Here is a 20625-nt window from a genome sequence, read left to right on the forward strand (position 1 = left end):
TTCCCCTTGAGTATTTTACATTGACGCCTAAGCGTGTATTGCTCGATTTGCTGTAGCTGCTAGCGCAGCTTCTTTGAGTGCTTCTGTATAGGTTGGGTGTGCATGGCAAATACGTGCGATATCTTCTGCAGATGCGCGGTATTCCATGGCTACCGTAGCCTCAGCAATTATATCTGCGGCACGTGGACCAATCATATGTATGCCTAATACTTCATCAGTAGTGGCATCAGCGAGTACTTTTACGAAACCATCAGTATCGCCAGACGCTTTTGCACGGCCAGAGGCTTTGAAAGAGAATGATCCTGCTTTGTACTTAACACCAGCTTCTTTAAGTTGCTCTTCAGTTTTTCCAACAGATGCAACTTCTGGCCACGTATAAACGACGCCTGGAATCAAATTATAATCAATATGTGGTTTTTGACCTGCGATATATTCTGCGACATATACACCTTCGTCTTCAGCTTTATGGGCTAACATCGCTCCAGTGATTACATCTCCGATAGCGAAGACGCCTTGTACGGCTGTTTCAAGGTGTGCATTGACGGGTATTTTTTTACCTCTTTCTTCTACAGTAATGCCGATATTTTCTAATCCTAATCCTTCTGAATATGCGGTACGACCAACTGCTACGATGCAATAGTCGCCCTCTAAAGTAATTTGTTGTCCCTTCGGATCCTCTGCAGTTACATTTACGACATCGCCATTAGCGGAAGCGCCTGTTACTTTATGCCCCAGATAGAACTCCATTCCCAATGATTTTTTCAAAACACGCTGTAGTTCTTTCCCTAAGCCAGCATCCATTGTGCCGATAATGGATTTTGCAAATTCAACAACAGAAACTTTTGAACCTAAACGGGCGTAAACTGAACCCAATTCCAAACCAATCACACCACCACCGATGACAATAAGGTGTTTAGGTATCTCTTTTAGGTTAAGCGCTTCTGTAGAGGTAATGATTCTCTTTTTATCAACCGGCAAAAAGGGCAATGAAGTTGGTTTCGATCCGGTCGCAATAATTATATTTTTACCAGTGATCTGTTCTGTAGAACCATCTGCTTTTGTTATTTTGATCGTGTTTTTGTCCACAAATGAACCCACACCCTGAAAACTGTCAATTTTATTCTTTTTGAATAGGAAGGTAATACCGGCAGTATTTTGTGCAATGACATCGTCTTTACGAGCAATCATCTTTGCCATATCTACTTTCAGGTCTTTCAAACTGATGCCGAATGTATCAAAATTGTGCGCAGCATTGTGGTAATGCTCCGAAGCATCTAAAAGTGCTTTAGAAGGAATACATCCAACGTTAAGACAAGTACCACCAAATGTGCTATATTTTTCGATAACAGCTGTTTTTAATCCTAATTGGGCACAACGGATAGCTCCTACATATCCACCTGGACCACTTCCGATTACAATTACGTCGTATTGCATTGATTACGTTTTATTTTTTTGTACCACAAATTTAATGATTATTAATGGGATAGGAAATCAAAACTTACGATTTGTGACTAAAGCGCCTTACTTTACATTTATTTGATAAATAGCGAGAAATTACACACCATAACCAAAATGATAGGCGCTTGGGAGGGAGGATAAGTAAAAAGGTATTCATGTTTTGAATACCTTTTTTTTATTTACTGATTATTCTGCAACAATTTTTCCTTGCATGACACCGTAGTGACCAGGGAAGCTACAGATAAAGGTATAAACACCTTTTTCAAGTGTAAACGTGATTTTATCAGTTTCTCCAGGTCCCAACAATTTGGTGTGGGCTGCAATTGAAGATAAAGCCGATTTTGGGATATATTCGTCTGCAGCAGCTGCAGCAGCTTCCGCACCAAAAGTGGGCAGATCAACTCCTGGTTTTAAGATAACTACATTGTGCCCCATAGACTCTTTAGGCATTGTACCTGCATTTTTAAAAGATAATTCAACAGGTTCACCAGCCTTTACACGGAATAAATCCTTGTCAAATTTCATTTGATCGTTACCTTCTAAAGATAGGTTGTTGGAAATAGCTACGTTTTCAATACCAGGTACTGTTTCTGTTGCTTGGCTTTCTGTCGAGGTTGCCGCTTCTGTACTCGTAGATTTTTCAGACTTGTCACTGTTTCCACCGCAAGAGGCAATTGATAAAGCAACTGCAATTGCTGGTATCATAAAAAGTTTTTTCATTTGAATGATTGTTTGTTTATCTTCTATTTATTATAGGCATTTCCACTGCCTTCAGCGGTTTAGTGATGAAGTTATTATAAACTTTGATCCCTTTCTGGATATATGTTCATGACAACCAACATCAATACATATTGTTTATGTTCTAAAAGTAATCAATTCATTGATAAATTGAAACTATCATTTCAATTTTGACAATAAAGTATCAATTGTTTTATATAGCTTGATCGGGTCGAATGGTTTTCCAACAACTTCATTTGCTCCAGCATCAAGAGCTTCCTGTTGTTCGGCTTGCAGCACAGACGCCGAAATCGAAATGATGGGCATATTGGCGATTACCGGATTTGTGTTTCGACGTATTTCCTTAATTGCTTCAAAACCGCTCATCAATGGCATGTGTGCATCCATAAATACCAGGTCGATTTTTTTCTTATTAATCTCTTCTAGGGCAATAAGACCATTGGTTGCCAAAGTAATATTGCAATTCCAGCTTTTGAGGATATTCGCCAACATGAAACTGTTCAATTCGTTGTCTTCAGCAATTAGAACCATTGGGAAATTGAACTTCGGCAATTCTGTGTAGAGTACTTGGGTTTCTTTCTCTACAGGCTTATCTTTGATTTTGTCAAAATTACATTCAAATGAAAACACGCTGCCCTTTCCGTATTCACTCGAGGCAAATACTTGACCGTTGAGCAGTGCTGCAATCCGCTTTACGATGGCGAGACCTAATCCTGTACCTCCAAATTTTTTGGTAATGCTATCCTCGCCCTGTTCAAAAGCAATAAAAATTTTTTCAAGGGCATCTTCTGCAATGCCAATTCCTGTATCGATGACCTGAAACCGCAAACAAATATTGTGGTTGTCTTCCGATAAGAGCTGAATTTTTAAGAGGACAGAGCCTTCGGCGGTGAATTTGAAACTGTTGGAAATAAAATTGGTCAATATTTGTTTCAATCGCAATGGATCTGTCAGAAAATAACTTGTGATGCGATCGTCGACATCAATTGAAAAATTCAGTCCCTTGTAGTTGGCTTTATCAATAAAGAGATTGTTTAGGTCATCTGTGATATCATGCACTGATGTGGATTCCATATTGAGCTTCATCATTCCTGAGTCAACCTTGGAAAGGTCCAGTATGTCGTTGATGATATTCAGCAAATTTTGCGATGCAGAGTCCAGTTTATTGATCCAATTTTCTTGTTCTAGGGTAAGCTGGGAGTTTTTTAGCATCTGTGTAATCCCCATAATACCATTAATAGGAGTACGAATCTCATGGCTCATATTCGCTAGAAATGTTTCCTTGGATTTTCTGGCAAGGTCGGCCTCCTCTTTAGCTTTAAGAATAGCTTGCTTAGATTCCTCTAAGGCAATGTTTTTTTCTTTAATTTCTTGCTGAATCAGTAGTTGCTGAACGAAAGATTTTACTTTTGCTATAGTGGCTTCTGGATTAAGTGGTTTATACAGATAATCTACAGCTCCGCTATTGAGCCCCTGTATAAGGTATTTATCTTCTTTAGAAATTGCCGTTACCATAATTGTGATAATATGGTTAGTTTTCGGATTATTCTTTAGAAAGGAAACGAATTCAAAACCATTGATTTCCGGCATCTGGACATCGACGAGCGCTAAATCAATCTGTTCTTTCCAACAGATCTTTAAAGCGTCATTGGGATCTGTACTCGTCACTATGTTTATATTTTCTATATCCTCCAACAGGGCTGTTAGACTGATAATGTTTTCAATTTTATCATCGACAATCAATATATTTATCTTCTTCATTATAGCAAATCTAACTACAATTTATGTCAACTGCTTGATGTAATCTTTAATTTCTTGAATGGTCAAAATACGTTCTTGTGCTCCAAGTTGAATAGCTGCTTCGGGCATAACGGGAACTTCAGCAGTTGTAGGATCTTGTACAACAGTTTTTCCTCCATATCGTTTTATCATGAGTAAACCTTGTGCGCCATCTTGATTCGCTCCTGAGAATAATATAGCAATACAGTTTTCTCTATATACTTCGGCTACAGACTCAAAAGTTACATCAATTGAAGGTCTTGAGTATTGAACAGGTTCAGAGATATCCAAAGAAAAACTATAATCTGGTTCAACTAATAGGTGATAACCAGCAGGTGCAAAGTAAATAGTGCCATTTTCTATTGCTTCTTTATCATCAGCGGTCTTTATTTTTTGAACGAGTGCTTTGGAGAGTGTTTCTTCGATGGTAGAAGCGTATTTAGGGTTTCTATGTACAATGACAATAACGGGTATGCGTATAGGGTGTTCCAATGATTTAAGAATGTTCAGAATCACACTAAAGCCACCTGCAGAGCCTGCTAACAAAAGAATTTTTCTTTCCATTTTCTATTACCCAATTTTTTGGTAAATATTATGTTTTTTGTTTACGATCTTAAATTTGGCAGCATCTTTATAATTGATCAGAGATTCCTTCGCCCCCAAACAGAGAAAACCCAGGTGACAGAGTGAATAATAGAATAAATCCAAGACTTTATTTTGCAAAGCAGTATCAAAATAAATCAATACATTACGACAGGTAATCATCTGAAATTCGTTAAAAACGCCATCGGATACTAAACTATGTATAGAGAAAAGGATATTTCTTTTGAGGCTATTATTAATTGTTGCGGCATTGTACATCGCTGTATAGTAATCCGACAATGAGTTTTTGGGTTCTGTTTTGATAAAGTTTTCCGAGTATTCTTTGACTTTTCCAAGAGAATAAATACCGCGTTTTGCTTTTTCTAGCACTTTGCCGTTAATATCAGTGCCATAAATGAATGCACGTTGGTAAAGATTTGCTTCTTCCAACAATATGGCTAGCGAATATACTTCTTCGCCCGTCGAACAACCAGCGCTCCAAATTTTAATATGGGGATAAGTTGCAAGATAGGGGAACACCTCCGTTTTGACAGCTTTATAAAAATCTGGATCCCTAAACATTTCTGTGACATTTACGGTGATTTCCTGAAGAAAATAGGTGCTGAATCCGGGTTGATTGATCAAGTTGGATTTCAATTCCTGTAGATTGAATTTATTGAGTTCCATAATTCTCGTTACACGTCTTTTGAGAGATGCTCTGGTATAGCCAGATACATCATAACCGTGGAGATTTTTGACTACATCAATAATTTCTTCTAACTCTTCAAAACTTATCATTGCCACTTTTTTAACGGTTAACTCAGCCATACACGCATTAAGGATATTAATTTGTCTACGTCAACCGGTTTACTAATATAATCGTTTGCGCCAACAGCGATCGTTTTTTCGCGATCACCTTTCATTGCTTTCGCCGTCACAGCAATAATAGGCAGATTCGCAAATTTTTTGTTTGCCCTTATTTTCCCAATAGCCTCATAACCATCCATAACAGGCATCATAATATCCATTAAAACAAGATCAATCTGGTCATTTCGTTCGAGAATATCCAATGCCTCCTGACCATTATTGGCAATCTCAATCTTCATATCATAACTTTCAAACGCCGTGCTGAGGGCAAAAATATTCCGCATATCGTCATCTGCTAGTAGTACTGTTTTGGAAGCTAAATTGTTCTCAGCAATTACAGAGTTCCCCGAGTTGTTGAACATCGTGTATTCGTGTTTGTTGCTACGAATTTTATTTAAGAATAAATTTACTTCATCAATTAGACGGTTGTTTGACTTAGCGGATTTGAGAACCATGGCTTGGCTATGATGGAGTATTTCAGAAGTCTGCTCGGTACTGAGTTCCATTGCCGTATTGATGATAATCGGTAAATTCTTAAATTGATTGTTCGATTTGATTTCGTTCAGGAGTTCAATCCCCGATCTGTCTGGGAGATTTAAGTCCATAATGATACAATCAAATGATTTCTCCTGATTCAATAAATCGAGTGCTTGTCCCGCATTGAAGGCCTGAAAGATCTGAATATGCTGTTCTTCCAAAGATTGTTTGATAAAATCGCTTTGGATTTCTTGATCTTCCACCAACAGAATTTTTTTCAGTGGATGACTTGTCGATGCCTTTATTTTTAAGAAAGTTTCGGCCAGAGATTCTTCTGACACTGGTTTGGACATAAAGCCGATGGCTCCCGCGGAAATAGGTTCATCATGTAAAAATGTTCCTGCCGACATCATGTGTACTGGGATATCCTTGGTGTTGTCATTTTTTTTCAGGTTGCGAAGTACTTCCCAACCATCCATTTTGGGCAACATAATATCTAGAATCACCGCGGCAGGTAGTAAATTTTTAGCTTTTTGTAAGCCATCTTTTCCATCATAGCTGATGTAGACATCATAACCATTTTGTTCGGCATAGTCTTTTAAAATATCTGCAAAAATAAAGTCGTCCTCAATAATCAGCAATTTATTGTTTTTTCCATCGTTTTCTATCCCCTGAATTTTTGCAGTAATCGGAGTTTCATTTAGAATTAGCGGCGGATAATTATTTTCATTATCGATAGATGCTACTTTTAATAATGGGGTTTGTATTTCCTGTTCTAGTGGAATACTAAAGATGAAGATGCTACCTTCGCCGATTTTGCTGGATAAGGTTATTTTTCCTTTCAATAAATTGGCGATTTCCCGACAGATCGATAAACCTAAACCAGTGCCGCCATATTTACGGCTTGTTGAACCATCTTCCTGCTTAAAAGCATCGAAGATAAGCTCTTGTTTTTCAGGGGCGATTCCAATACCGTTATCTTTGACCGTAAAAATAAGATTTTGCGCGTCAGCTTTTATTCCAAAAAAAACTTCTCCTCTTTCACCCGTAAACTTAAATGCATTCGATAATAAATTCTTAAGGACTTGTTGTATACGATGTTCATCACCAACAAATTCCTGTGGAGCATTCATATCGACATCAAGTAGGAAGCGGATACTTTTGGATGCTGCGGTATCGTTGAAAAAATCTTTAATATAATTTACGAGAAAGTTGGTGTTGATCCGCTCTTTTTGTACCTCAACTTTGCCGGATTCTATTTTTGCCAAATCCAACAATTCATTGATTAAATGTAATAGATCTGAGCCGGCACTATGAATGACAGAAGCATATTTAATTTGATCTTCTGTGAGATTTTTCTTTTTATTATCCTGAAGCAATTTGGCTAGAATCAGAATACTATTAAGGGGTGTCCGTAATTCATGGCTCATATTGGCCATAAATTCAGATTTATACTTGCTAGATAGCTCTACTTCCTCTATTTTTTGGGCTATCGCCTGACGGGCTTTTTCCAGATCTTCGTTTTGAGCAAAGAGTAGTTTTGCTTTCTCATCCAACTCATTATTTGTTTGGATAAGTTCTTCTTGCTGCACTCTAAGTTCTTCTTCAGAGGCTTCTAATAGATGCGTTTTATGTATTAGCTCTTCATTCGTTGTTCTCAACTCTTCCTGTTGAGTCTCCAGTTCTTCGGTTTGTTGTTGAAGTTCCTCATAAAGATCGGCAAGCTTCCCATGCGTTTGGGCCACTTTAATGATAACGGCAATGTTATCTTTCGCTTTATTTAAAAAGTTAAATCGCAGTTTTTCGTCTTTCTTGTTGACAACTGGGCAGCATATCTCCATGATACCGACACAATGTTTTTCATAAGAAAAAGGAATAATATAAATCTCAGTTTCTACCCGATCTGCCAATGAGGTTTCTAATAAAAGGTGCTTGTTGTTAATATCTTTAATTTTAACAACCTCATGATTGTTTGCGACCTCGCCTAATATACCGTCATTTTCCTTAAATGTTTGTTTGATATATTGTGTTGCGGAAATGCCGATTTTGTGGCAAAGCTGATATTCCTGATAATTGTCGTCGAAGATATAAACTGTTCCTCCCAGTGCTCTAGTCGACGAGGTAATCGCATGTAGGCTTATTTCAGCAATTTTCTTGTCTGTATAATCTCCACGTAACTGTTCATCGATGCTACTGATTGCATTCAAAATCCAGTTATCATTGTTTGTTTGTTCCTGCAATAGTTGGAGACGGCTGTTAGACTCCTGCTGACTTTTCACGGTGGCCCTTAGAAATCTTGAGATAGAAGAAATCTTGGAAAGAATATAGAAGAATCCACTTAAGCCTATAGCAATGAACAGGTAGGTAATGTATTGTGCTATTTGCAGGTCGTTTCTAGATTTTTCTAAAAGATTTCCCCGCTGATCCAATAAGTCTCTTGACATTAGATCGATCTGACCTAATATGGAGGCTTTTTGTTCGTGAATGTGATTGGATCTGAATTGAATTTCTCTTGCATCTGCGATATCTTTTTCAAAGTTATAAAATGCTGAAATTTCTTTGCGCAAGCTTTCAATTTTGTTCAATGGGAAATGATAGAAATCATCTTTAAGGCTTAATGAGCGGAGTAGTTCATCGGTTTTTCTTAATTCCAATTTGTAGGGAATAAATAGCGAAGCATCTTTCTTATTCAGGTAATCAAGTTTGACATCATTTACTTCGTCTACATTTGATTTAATTTCATTAATAGTATTAAATCTATTTTCGGCGATTTGAACGATAGTTCGCTCGTTATTTAAATTATGATGCAGCGATATGAAAAAATATAGGGCTGAAAGGAAGATAAGCAAAAAAGAAATGATCACTCCTAGGGTAATTTGCTTTCTATAGTTTTTTCGATTCATGTGAGAATGAGTTTATCGTTTTACTTTTCTGTAGGTAATGTTTTTTGATTGTACCTGGGGAAAAAGATATATGTAAAATAACAAAAAAACTTGCTATTAATCAAAAGCTACAATAGAAACAACGCTATAGAAAAGTCAAGGGGCATCCCAAATACATTTATATCGACACGACAGTCGTTTTCTATTCCTGATGTGTAGCTCATTATTCGGGCAAGTATAGCATCGTATAAAAAAGTTTGGGCTAGGATGCCAATGGATCAGCTTCAAAGCTGTGCACTAAACAAATAATTTGGTCAATCTGAACAGGAAAGAAAGTAGGTAAAAACAAAACCCTGATGATGGGCACCAGGGTTCGTTACTAACCAATTATAAACCTAAATTATGAAAAGACTCTTTAAAGGCCGCTAAACTAAATTAGTTGCCGTTTTTTTTACTATGAAAACTAAAATGATTGTTTTTTTATCTTTTGCAAATAAAACGTGAATAACGTCTTTGATTGCTTGCTATTAGTGTTTCATAGTGAGATAACCTTTAATTATCTTCAACAAAGATACAGTAAATATGCAGTAGCGTCCAAATATTTTTTCTAATAAGTTGCTAATACAACTATGTTGTGACACACAAATGATATTTTGACTAATCTGAATAATTATTTGACAGGGTTGGTCATTGGATTAATGTCATTACTCGAATTATTTATTAGAAATGCCTTACATTTACAAAAATATATTTTTATGATATTGACCGAATTTAAATCGATAAAGGCTTTTGTATTGGATGTGGACGGTGTGTTGACTGACGGAACCGTGCAGGTAAATGAAGACGGACATCAATTGCGCACCTTTAATATCAAAGATGGATACGCAATGCAGTTGGCAATCAAAAAAGGTTATCCGATTTTTATAATTACCGGGGGTGGATCGATCGGTGTTGAAATGCGTATGAAAGGATTGGGTGTTAGTGAATTACATTCAAAAGTGAGTGATAAGCTTTCAAAAATGAAAGAACTTGCTTATGCTTACAAGTTGGAATTAAATCAGTTGATGTATATCGGTGACGATGTACCTGATTTCAGCTGCATGAAAGCAGTTGGTGTAGCTGTTTCTCCAGCGGATGGTGTGGAAGAAATTAAGGAAATTTCACATTATGTGTCTGGTTTTGGCGGCGGTAAGGGGGTTGTGCGTGAAATGATCGAAAAAGTAATGAAAGTGCAGGGCAATTGGTATGAGGACGAAACGATAAAAAGTATATAAGAATGTTGGAAAATATAAAAAATAGTACAGTGATATTAGGGTCTCAATCCCCACGGAGAAAACAGTTATTGGCAGGGCTTGGTCTGACATTCGAAGTTGAGGTAAGGGAGACAGCAGAATCGGTTGATCCAAATCTTTCTGCTATAGAGGCTGTTCGTCAAATCGCTATTTGTAAAGCCGAAGCATTTAGGGATAGAGTAGATTGTTTGATTATCTGTGCCGATACGGTTGTAGTTTCTGATAAGGGCGAAATTTTGGGTAAACCAAAAGATGCGCAGGAAGCTATAACAACTTTAACAAATTTATCTGGTAAGAAGCATTTGGTATTGACTGCAGTAGCGATCTTGTGGAAAGGCAAGATTAGCACTTTTGTCGAAAAGACAACAGTCTATTTTTATGAATTAAATCGGGATGAAATCGAATATTATGTTACTAAATTTGCTCCGTTAGATAAAGCTGGTTCTTATGGAATACAGGAATGGATCGGCTTAATTGCCATAGAAAAAATAGAGGGAGAATATAATAATGTCGTCGGATTACCAACAGCAAAGCTTTATCAAGAATTGAAAAAATTAGTATAAAAAAGCGGCAGAAACCGCTTTTTTATACTAATAGATTTTCATTTTTATTTGATGAAATACCGAATACCAGTGTAGAACATGCGTCCTGTTAAAGGCCCCCAAAGCATTGATGTATCAAAATAGTTTCCAAAAGGTTGATCTGCTGCGAGGATTGGCATACGTTGGAAATAATTAGATAGATTTTCTCCACCAACATACACGGTCAAATTTTTCTCTTTCCCAAAAGTTTTGCTAATCTGTGCATTCATTGTCGCGTATGCTTTCGATGCTGTAGGCATCTGATATTCGACAGGGTTTTCAATGGTTGATGGAATGCGTTTTTGTCCAACCACATTTAATGTATAATCTACACTCCAGCCAGCATGGTGGTTATAGGCTAGGTTGACAAAGCCGCGGTGTTTAGCCAATAGCGGTTTGGTCTTTCTGCCACTTTCGAAATCAGTCTGCACATCAAGTAGGCGATAGGCCAACCTCGTTTCAAAATGAGGAGCTGGCATAAAACGAAATTCTGTTTGTAAGCTATTGGAGAAAGAATTTCCAGACAAATTATAGAAATTGATTTCTCGGGGATTTTCATAATCTACGACAACCTGGTTAGAAAAGCTGTTATGGAAGAACTCAACAGATGCCGAAGCCTCTCGTCCAAATATTTGCAAACTTTGGTCTATCGCTATTCCGCTGTTCCACGAAACTTCCGGTTGGAGCCCATAAGCTTTATCGTATACATTAGGTGATTGAATAATCAATTTTCTGCTACTTGCCAGGACTGCGGTATTCTCTGCAAATATATTTGCTGTACGTTGACCTCGTCCAGAACTAGCCCGAATTGTTGTTCCTGAAATCGGCGCATAACGTAAATGTATACGAGGAGTTGTAAACCAACCATACAGGGAGTTGTAGTCTTGGCGTAGACCAATGATAGCATCAAACTTTTCTGATGGACTATAGGTATATTCCGCAAATGCGCCCGAAACAACCTCTTTACGTTTGAAGTTTTTGTCTTTTAAGTACCATTCGTCGTAATTGTCATAATTAACCGATGCTCCAACACGATATTTATGGGCAACAGTTCCAATGATATCTTGAAATAAGAGGTTGGCATAGCCATTTTGTTGCTCCGAATCGTAGTTATTAAGCCCAAAATAGCTTTTCTGATTATAGTTTGATCCTGCGAGTTGGAGACCAATGCTACGGTGCTTATTTTCGGGGAACACGTAACCAATTTTGGCAAAACCTTCTACGCGTTCAATATCAAATCCTAAACCATAGCGATTTGTGGTTCCCTTATCTGTCTTTTCGTTGAAATCAATCTGTCCACCCGTACGGTCATCATTGAGATATTTGACCCCCAATTGTACCATCAGCCCTTTTCCATTTTCATAAAACCAGCGGTTGACACCGGAGAATAAATTACCCACTGGTATATCTCTAAACCCGTTGTGACTAAAGTTCATAGACTTATTGTACATAAAATTGTCGTGCAATAGGACTGCCGTCGACCAATGTTGACCAATTTTTTGTGAAAGATTTAAGTTGACATCTGTGCGGCCCATGTTGTTCGCATAGGCATTAAAAAACAATCTTTCCGAATTTTGAGGTTTCTTCAGTTCGACGTTGATCTGTCCGGCCATGTTTTCGAAACCGTTAGCAACGGAACCTATGCCTTTCGCGATTTGAATTGATTCAATCCATGTTCCTGCAATAGAATTTAAGCCTAATGGAGAAGCCAGCCCACGCGGCCCGGGTAAGTTTTCGACAGTTAATTGGGTGTAAATACCACTCAGGCCTAGCATCTGAATCTGTTTACTACCTGTTACAGCATCAGCACTGACAACATCGACAGAAGCGTTAGTTTCAAAGCTTTCGCTTAAATCACAGCAAGCTGCTTTAAAGAGCTCTTTTCCCGTGAGAACTTCTAATCGTGCAGGTGTCATACGGTCGATGTAATTTGAGCGTCGTGTTCCTTTAACCTCAACTTCCATCAACACATTACCCTTTGCTGTAATCATAATGACTTCATGCAGATCTTTGATGGTGATGGTGTCAGGTTTCATTCCAACGTAACTTACCACCAATTTGTCGAATCCTTCTTTATGGTCTAATTTAAAAACGCCATTTTCGTTTGTCCTTGTATTTTTGGTAGGCAGGTTGGCCCAGTGTAAATTGGCCCCAACAATGGGTTTAAGATCCCCCTTTTGGTTTTCTTCAACGACCACACCGGTTACTGTATGTGGATGGTCATGGTTATCGGTTGTTATAGTTTTCTTTTCGGGTATTTTGCCATTTTCCAATCGCGGATACATACAACATTCATGGAGCTTAGCATAGGATTCATCAGTGGCAACTAAGTTGTCTACATCATGGCCAACTTGAGCGATATTTTTCTTGATTGTCTCCAGCTGAACTTTTTGGGAGTTATATCTGATTTGCAAGAGGTTGTCTCCTGTATTCCAAACGGCCGTTTCTACACCATGCATTTTCGCTGCGGTTTCAATGCGTTTTTTACACATGGCACAATTCCCAGCTACGGTAAGCGTCCTCGTACTGTCGGTCTGTGCCTGTACAAACGCCAGAAAGAATAAGGTTAGAATGGTTGTCGTATATATTTTTTTGAAAATTTGATTCATCATTTTAATTAAGAGTATTCGCTTCAACTAGCATTTAATTTTTACCTCCATGATATCGCGCAACCATATGCAAGGAGTACGGATTTATTTTTTTCAGTTCTACAATTTTTTTGCTGAAAGATTTAAAATCCGCTTTTTTTGTTCCGTGATACGCTACGGAAAGATGATTGTTGGGAATAGCAGTCTGCCATTCTTATGAAAATATAAAAATTATACTGCGCTTAAATCAATTCAAGAAAGTGAACTGCGTTCAGTGAAAAGAGGTAATATTAAATTCTAAAATTTTGATTGAGAATAAAAACAGGAGGGCTCTGTCTATTGTTGCTCGCAAAACCGGTATACTTTAGTTTAGAAAAATCGTCTTCCTCCCCAGAGAAATGATAATAATTAAGTATCCAATGAAGCGTAATTATTGCGGGAGAAAAAGTATTAAAATCAAGATTTTGTGTTACTCTGCTGAAGTTGTCGACCTTGTGTGCTTCGATCTTAACATCTTTACAGCTTCCTGTTTCATGACAGTGTTTCTGCTGTTTTTTTGTAGACTTGGCACAAAGAGGGCAGGCTATATTATGGCTTTCCGATAACGAGACACTTTGTGTTTCCCCTTGGCAAAAATGAAGATGCACTGAGGCACCACTTGCTGCGAGCAAATAGAAAAATAAGCCGATAAATAGTGCGATTTTCTTCATCGAGATAAAAATAGAGAAAATATGCAATTTTTTTTTGTAAAATTTTGGATAAATGTTATAACTTGTAGACACAAATGAAAAACCAAAAATAACCAGAGTTATGTATGTATTATTTATCAATTCGGTCGGCTCATATTTATTGGCTAGCTTTTTGATTGTTGGGGCAGTACTATTATATAAGGGCTTTTACCATCTCGCTCGTCGTATACAGGAATAACGTATCGGATCTTCTTTCGGTGTAGTTTTTTGACTTGAATGTGCTTTATCTCTGTTGAAGGCAATCGTATTCTTGTATTTTGTATTCCACTTTAATCGTTCTGTAAATGTTACGAAAGCGGTTTAGTCAGGACATTGTGTGGGTCAGCAGCAAAGTCGAATAAACGTGGGCTATCCAGTCTTTTTGAACAGCCCTTCTCTTTGTTTATCGATTGAATAAGGGATCGCTTTTTCCTGCATTTCCAATCTCGACACGACCGGCATAGTGTTCCGCAAAGTTTGGAAAGCCAGCGCAAGTGAGCCGGAAGTCATACCAAAAGTGTTGATTAGCCAAATCAAAATGTATGATGATAGCTTGCCCAGCTTTAATTTTCACGGTCTTTTTTTTCTGACCATAGCTGACATCTTCAAACATAAGTTGCTGAGCTGTTTTTCCATGATTTGTACAGGAGAAAGATAAACGGCCACTAAATGCTGATCCATTTTTACATTTTTCATAAGTGCATCGTATCTTTACATGTGGATTATTCCCATCGCCTTTAAATTCGCGATAAAATCCATTTGGACCGTGAATTTCGAGATGATATATTTCTTTTTCGAAGTCGTTTAGTGACCAAAGGTCTGTTACACTGTCTCCTGGAGAAATAGCATAATTTCTTGAGGTTCCAACTTCTCCTTTGTATTTAGCTGCATGGTAGACTGTAAAAGGCGAACCCGCTGAATGCTCGCCAAAGATTTTATTTGAAGCCTCAAATGTGACCCAATAATTCCCTTTGGGTTGGTATTCGCCATGTACATAAAGTTCATAAGGAAGGATACACGAATCCCGAAGCCCCTTTTCTTGTTTTGGGAAATAGGGCGAACTACTAGGGGCTTGTTCAATTTGTGTGATTTCCGATGGATCAAGCGCTTTAAAGCCCATGGGAACGCCTTTAAATTTTGCTTGGTGGATCTCTTGGATAAAAGGCTCTCGTTCAAGTACCATTGGTTTATTCATAGTTTCACCATGGTAGGGTCTAAATGCCGAAGTTAAGTCTCCACATACGGTACGTCGCCAAGTGCTGATGTTGGTCTCCTTTACCTCTTTCTTGGTTTTATATGTTATAAATTTCTCTAGGAATTGTAAACTGGAGGTATGGTCAAATACTTGCGAATTAACCCAGCCACCTCTGGTCCATGGAGAAGCTATGACCATCGGTACACGATAACCGAGACCTATATTGCTTTCTCTTCCGCTTTCAGGATAATATTGCTCATCACGACGTACAAATTCTAGCGCAGGATTTATTCCATCTGATACTTTCCCACTTTCTATTTCGTTAGGATTTGGTGCTGTAAAAGGTGCAAAGTGATCAAAATATCCGTCATTCTCGTCATAGGTAAGTATAAAGACTGTTTTTTTCCAAACTTCTGGATTCTGGGTAAGAATGTCCATAATTTCGCTAACATACCATGCTCCAAACCAAGGAGAATCGGGATGGTCAGAAAAAAGCTGCGGTGGAGCTAACCAAGATACCGTGGGAAGTTTACCCTCCTCAACATCTTTTCGGAACTGATAAAGAACATCGCCTTTAGGAATCAGTAACTTTCGCTGTTGATCCCCTTCCTGATACTGCATAGTTTCTAATTCCATGTAATCGGGCTGTGCGCTGTTGTTAACAAAAGCACGGCGATGAATATCTTTTGTCCGCTCGTCAAACTTCTCAAAGTTCTCGGCGGTATATAACTGTAGTTCCTCTTGGATATGCTTGAGCTCTTTATTTAATTTTTCACGTATGTCGACAGCAGTTGTTTCGTTCATTTTACGCTCGAGATCTTCCTTTTTTAAAGTAAGAAGCTGACGGTAGCGCGGATGATATTTGACCTGATATTGTGGAAAGTACTCCATTGGATTGCAGCCAAAATTAGCTAACCAGCTGTTTGCTTCACCACTATATCCCGCACTGCTCGAAGAAATTTCATTTTGATAGATCTTCCAGTCTACACCTAATTCTGAAAGGCGTTCGGGAAAGGTTGTCCACGTCGCCTTGCCACTAAACTCGGAGTCGCCATTCCAAACTAAAGCTTTTCCCGTCAGATTTTCTCTGATATTAGCAGTCCAGAAGTAAAGTCTATTGGGATTAGTACCGGTGATACTTGAACAAAAGTGCTGATCGCAAATAGTGAAACAGTCTGCCAGTGAATAGTAAAAAGGAATATCTTCACGGGTATAATACCCCATAGTCAAAGGCAGATTGGCAAACTCTTTAAATCCGGAATGTTTGACATCCAGCCATCTGTTCATTTTACCATTATTTCTTGCGTCGGTTTGATCGGTCCAACTGTGTGGGAGACAACCCATCCAGGTAATTTTTGAATCTTTGATATCCAATCGAAAGGGAGCAAACGTTTCTCCGGATTTTTGCGTCTGAAACCAGACTTTATTCCGATTGGGTTGCCGGATAGCTCTAGGATCATTAAAACCTCTTACACCACGCAGTGTCCCAAAGGCATGATCAAATGAACGGTTTTCCTGCATTAATAAAACCACGTGCTCGGCATCATAAAAAGTGCTGCCCAATGCTGGATTTATGGCCATTGCCTTTGCAATAGCGGATGGAATAACATGGGAGAGAGAGGCCCCTCCAGCAAGCATAGCTGCTTTCTTTAAAAAATCTCGTCGAGTATCCATGGTTATATCAGTATTGATCGCCTGGCTGTTTTATTCCTTGGTGAATCAAGACAGCAAAGTTATTCGCTTTGAAAAAAAATATATCTTCAAAACTGCCTTAAAAATAAGCGTTCGATCCAAGAAAAAAGAATTTAGATCGAACGCTTATTAAAAAAATAATGTTTTGCTAATTTTTAGCTTGTGGATTAAGCTCTGATGGACGAAATAAATGATGGGATTTGGTTGAGGTAATCCTGATCTTTTAACCGTTTAACAAATGCGGTGCCTATGATAGCTCCTGCAGTATCTCTAGTTGCCTTTTGAAAGGTTGTTTTATCAGAAATACCGAAGCCGACGATCAAAGGGTTTTTTAATTGAAGGTCATTTACCCGCTTGAAGTAAGCTGCGGTATTGTCTCCGACATCGAGTGTTTTACCCGTTGTGGCATTTGAAGAAAGTAAATAAATAAAACTCTTAGAAAGGCTGTCTATTTTTCTGATTCGTTGTGTCGATGTCTGTGGTGTTACAATAAATACATTGGCAACTCCATTTTTCTCGAATGTTTCTTTATAAAAGTCTTCATATTCATCCATGGGTAGATCCGGTATAATCACTCCGTTTACACCTACATTTTTACATGCTTCACAAAATTTTTCAACACCAAATTGTAGCACAGGATTAAAATATCCCATGAGAAATACAGGGATACCGATATGCTCACGGAGGTCATTCAATTGGTCGAACAGCTTTTCTAGCGTCATACCGTTTGCCAAAGCAATTTCTGAACTGTGCTGAATGACAGGTCCGTCCGCAACAGGATCGGAATAGGGAAAACCAATTTCCAGAAAGTCCGCTCCGGCTTCTTCCAATTTCTTGGCAATACTTATTGTACTGTCCAATGTTGGATACCCAGCTGTAAAATATATCGATAAAAGGGGAGTACCTTCTTTTTTTTCAATTGTATTCATGACTTAAAAATCAAAGTATTTCATATAATTATCCAGATCCTTATCGCCGCGGCCAGAAAGACAGATAACGACGGTCTCATCACCTTTAAAAGGAATTTTCTCTAAATAAGCGAGCGCGTGTGCACTTTCAATTGCTGGTATGATACCCTCTAATCGTGTAAGTTCAAGGCCTGCACGCATGGCCTCGTCGTCAGTCACACTAACGTAGCTGCCTCTACCAGATTTGAATAACCAGGCGTGCTGCGGGCCGATTCCGGGATAGTCGAGCCCAGCGGATATGGAATACGGTTCTGTGACCTGACCATCTGCTGTTTGCATGAGGATGGAGCGACTTCCATGCAAGACTCCTTCTTTTCCTAACGCTGTTGTAGCAGCGGATTCGCCTGAATCAACACCGTGGCCAGCGGCCTCGACAGCATACAATTGAACCGATTCTTCATCCAGATAATGATAGAACATACCTGCAGCGTTGGAGCCTCCTCCGACACACGCCAACACTATATCTGGATTTTCTTTTCCCGTCTTTGTGAAGAGCTGTTTTTTCGTTTCTGCAGAAATAATAGACTGAAACCGAGCAACCATATCAGGATAAGGGTGTGGGCCTACAACAGAGCCAATGATATAATGGGTGTCGACAGGATTGTTTATCCAATCCCTTAATGCTTCATTTGTAGCATCTTTTAGAGTTTTTGACCCTGATGTCGCTGGGATAACTTCGGCTCCCATCATCTTCATCCGTGCAACGTTTGGAGCTTGGCGTTGAATATCAATTTCACCCATATAAACCGCACATTGTATCCCTTTTAGTGCACACACTGTAGCGGTGGCAACACCATGCTGTCCTGCACCGGTCTCTGCGATGATACGCTTTTTACCCAAGCGTTCTGCTAATAGAATTTGGCCAATGGTATTATTAATTTTATGGGCTCCGGTATGGTTAAGATCCTCACGTTTTAAGTAAATGGTAGTTCCATATTTTTCCGATAGACGCTTGGCATGATATAAGGGGGATGGACGTCCAACATAATCGCTGAGCAGTTGATTAAATTCCTCCTGAAAGCTCTCTTCTTCGATAATCTTGAGATATTCTTCACGTAGCTCCTTCACATTCGGATAGAGCATCTCAGGGATATAGGCTCCTCCAAATGGGCCATAATATCCTTTTTCATTGACTTGATATATACTCATTTTTAATAGTATTTATACTTTGGCTTAATAGATCAATATCTTTTAACCCGGGTTCTACTTCAAATTTTGAATTTAAATCCAGGGCGTATAGCCGAGGATCATTTCTTTCTAGCGCTGTTTTGATATTTTCAGCGTCCAAACCACCGCTCAGAAAATAGGGCGTGATAAGTGTGTATTGGTCCAATAGGGACCAGTCAAATTGTAATCCCGTACCGCCGTAGGAATTGCTTTTCGTATCAAATAAAAAGTAATCTACAATATTGGCGTAAGAATCCAAAGCTATCCAATCAAAGTCTTGATCTACTCCAAAAGCTTTAACGATCGTAGCTTTTGATTTTTCTTTCAATTCTCGGCAGAATTCTGCAGATTCATCCCCATGTAGCTGAATTACATTTAATTTAAATTCAGTTTTTTTAACAAGAATTTCTGACAGGCTTGCATTGACGAAAACTCCAACCTTGTTTAGATTCTCAAGCTCCTTTATATATATTGAAGAGTTTTCGCCAACATAACGTTTGGATTGATCATAAAATATAAATCCCATATAGTCCACTCCCAAAGAAGCTACAGCCGCTATATTGTCGGAATATTTCATACCACAAACTTTTATTTTGATCGCCATCTTATTTTTTAATTAGTTTTTGGAAGCTTCGCAAAGCTTTGCCTTCCATCAATGAGCTTTCAGCTTCATAAAAACAGTCACCGAAAGATTTTTCGGGATTAAATGTTTTAATAGCAAAGGCAGCATTGGTCAAAACAATATTATTTTGTACATCTGTTCCTTTGTTATTCAAGATAGATAAAAATGTTTTGGCAGCGTCTGCTACGCTGTCACCCCCGGTTAACTCATGCGCTGAAACCGTCTTAAAACCGAGATCTTCCATACTGTAGTAATTCTCCCCTTGATTATTGATTACCTTGAAATCGCCAGTCATGGATATCTCATCATATCCATCTAAAGCATGAATAATGGAATATTGTTTATTGGTGTTTTGATATAAATATCCATATAGTCTTGCTAATTCTAAACTAAATACACCAACAGATTGAAATCTTGGATTGGCCGGATTTGTCAATGGTCCCAGCATGTTAAAGAATGTCTTAACGCCTAGCGCACGGCGTATTGGAGCAACGGTTTTCATGGCCGGATGAAACAGCGGTGCATGTAGAAAACAAATATTGGCCTCATCAAGCTGACGTTGTAGTTCAGATTTATCGTTGCTAAATTGATAACCTAAATATTCCATGACATTGGATGACCCACAGCTTGAGGAGACGCCGATGTTACCATGCTTCGCGACGTGATAACCAGCTCCAGCTGTAACAAAAGATGCTATCGTTGAGATATTGAAAGTATTTTTACCATCACCACCAGTACCACAAAGGTCAATTAAATTATAACCGTTAAACTCCAGTTTGAGGCATAAGTCATACATCGCATCTCTAAATCCCCCGAGCTCTTCAACACGGATACTTCGCATACCATAGGCCGTCATAAAAGCAGCAATCTGGTGGCTGTCATATTTGCCCATCGTAATGTTGGTGAGGATTTCGTAGGCTTCTTGCCGAGAAAATGTCTTGTATTCAAATAAATGAGCTAAAATTTCTTTCATGGTTAATTTAAATAAAAAAAGGCTTACCTAATTTAG

15 protein-coding genes are annotated in these 20625 nt (G+C 38.5%); 2 read left to right on the forward strand and 13 right to left on the reverse strand.

What is annotated here, in order from left to right:
* Positions 1-27: 27 nt before the first annotated feature.
* The 6 genes from lpdA to B3E00_RS17900 all read right to left on the reverse strand — a co-directional run bounded on the left by lpdA (position 28) and on the right by B3E00_RS17900 (position 8804).
* Positions 28-1434, reverse strand: a complete 1407-nt coding sequence (gene lpdA, locus B3E00_RS17875) for a dihydrolipoyl dehydrogenase (protein ID WP_293886101.1) — start codon at positions 1432-1434, stop codon at positions 28-30.
* Positions 1435-1644: 210 nt separating this feature from the next.
* Entirely contained in the window at positions 1645-2178 is a 534-nt protein-coding gene (locus B3E00_RS17880; protein WP_293939553.1) for a plastocyanin/azurin family copper-binding protein, read from the reverse strand.
* A 177-nt stretch (positions 2179-2355) separates the two neighbouring features.
* Positions 2356-3957, reverse strand: coding sequence for a response regulator (locus B3E00_RS17885; RefSeq protein WP_293939555.1), 1602 nt, complete (start codon positions 3955-3957; stop codon positions 2356-2358).
* Between the two features lie 21 nt (positions 3958-3978).
* Positions 3979-4539 carry a chemotaxis protein CheB gene (locus B3E00_RS17890; protein ID WP_209578603.1) on the reverse strand — a complete coding sequence of 187 codons (561 nt, stop codon included), beginning with the start codon at positions 4537-4539 and terminating at the stop codon, positions 3979-3981.
* Between the two features lie 6 nt (positions 4540-4545).
* Complete coding sequence (locus B3E00_RS17895) at positions 4546-5385, reverse strand: CheR family methyltransferase (protein ID WP_293886102.1); 840 nt, start codon at positions 5383-5385, stop codon at positions 4546-4548.
* Complete coding sequence (locus B3E00_RS17900) at positions 5373-8804, reverse strand: hybrid sensor histidine kinase/response regulator (RefSeq protein WP_293939557.1); 3432 nt, start codon at positions 8802-8804, stop codon at positions 5373-5375. Before B3E00_RS17900 ends, B3E00_RS17895 begins: the two co-directional genes overlap by 13 nt.
* Before the next feature lie 734 nt (positions 8805-9538).
* On the opposite strand from B3E00_RS17900, the gene B3E00_RS17905 reads away from it, so the two are divergent.
* Together B3E00_RS17905 and B3E00_RS17910 are read left to right on the forward strand one after the other, a co-directional pair.
* Complete coding sequence (locus tag B3E00_RS17905) at positions 9539-10057, forward strand: KdsC family phosphatase (RefSeq protein WP_293939558.1); 519 nt, start codon at positions 9539-9541, stop codon at positions 10055-10057.
* Between the two features lie 2 nt (positions 10058-10059).
* Positions 10060-10638, forward strand: coding sequence for a Maf family protein (locus B3E00_RS17910; RefSeq protein ID WP_293939559.1), 579 nt, complete (start codon positions 10060-10062; stop codon positions 10636-10638).
* A 44-nt stretch (positions 10639-10682) separates the two neighbouring features.
* Here the strand turns inward: B3E00_RS17910 and B3E00_RS17915 are convergent, their stop codons facing one another.
* The 7 genes from B3E00_RS17915 to trpD all read right to left on the reverse strand — a co-directional run bounded on the left by B3E00_RS17915 (position 10683) and on the right by trpD (position 20589).
* A complete protein-coding gene (locus B3E00_RS17915; RefSeq protein WP_293939561.1) occupies positions 10683-13268 on the reverse strand; it encodes a TonB-dependent receptor domain-containing protein in 2586 nt (861 codons plus the stop codon).
* A gap of 266 nt (positions 13269-13534) precedes the next feature.
* Entirely contained in the window at positions 13535-13954 is a 420-nt protein-coding gene (locus B3E00_RS17920; protein ID WP_293879598.1) for an HYC_CC_PP family protein, read from the reverse strand.
* 421 nt (positions 13955-14375) lie between these two features.
* The gene (locus tag B3E00_RS17925) at positions 14376-16841 is read right to left on the reverse strand and encodes a phosphocholine-specific phospholipase C (RefSeq protein WP_293939563.1); all 2466 of its coding nucleotides are present in this window, start codon (positions 16839-16841) and stop codon (positions 14376-14378) included.
* Between the two features lie 185 nt (positions 16842-17026).
* Positions 17027-17788, reverse strand: coding sequence for a tryptophan synthase subunit alpha (gene trpA / locus B3E00_RS17930; protein WP_293939565.1), 762 nt, complete (start codon positions 17786-17788; stop codon positions 17027-17029).
* A gap of 3 nt (positions 17789-17791) precedes the next feature.
* A complete protein-coding gene (trpB, locus tag B3E00_RS17935; RefSeq protein WP_293939567.1) occupies positions 17792-18976 on the reverse strand; it encodes a tryptophan synthase subunit beta in 1185 nt (394 codons plus the stop codon).
* Entirely contained in the window at positions 18954-19571 is a 618-nt protein-coding gene (locus B3E00_RS17940; RefSeq protein ID WP_293939569.1) for a phosphoribosylanthranilate isomerase, read from the reverse strand. Before B3E00_RS17940 ends, trpB begins: the two co-directional genes overlap by 23 nt.
* 28 nt (positions 19572-19599) lie before the next feature.
* Positions 19600-20589: an anthranilate phosphoribosyltransferase gene (gene trpD / locus B3E00_RS17945; protein ID WP_293879602.1), complete on the reverse strand. Its 990-nt coding sequence runs from the start codon at positions 20587-20589 to the stop codon at positions 19600-19602.
* Positions 20590-20625: the final 36 nt, after the last annotated feature.

The organism is Sphingobacterium sp. UBA5996 (assembly GCF_002429765.1).
In the GTDB taxonomy this organism is placed as follows: Bacteria; Bacteroidota; Bacteroidia; order Sphingobacteriales; family Sphingobacteriaceae; genus Sphingobacterium.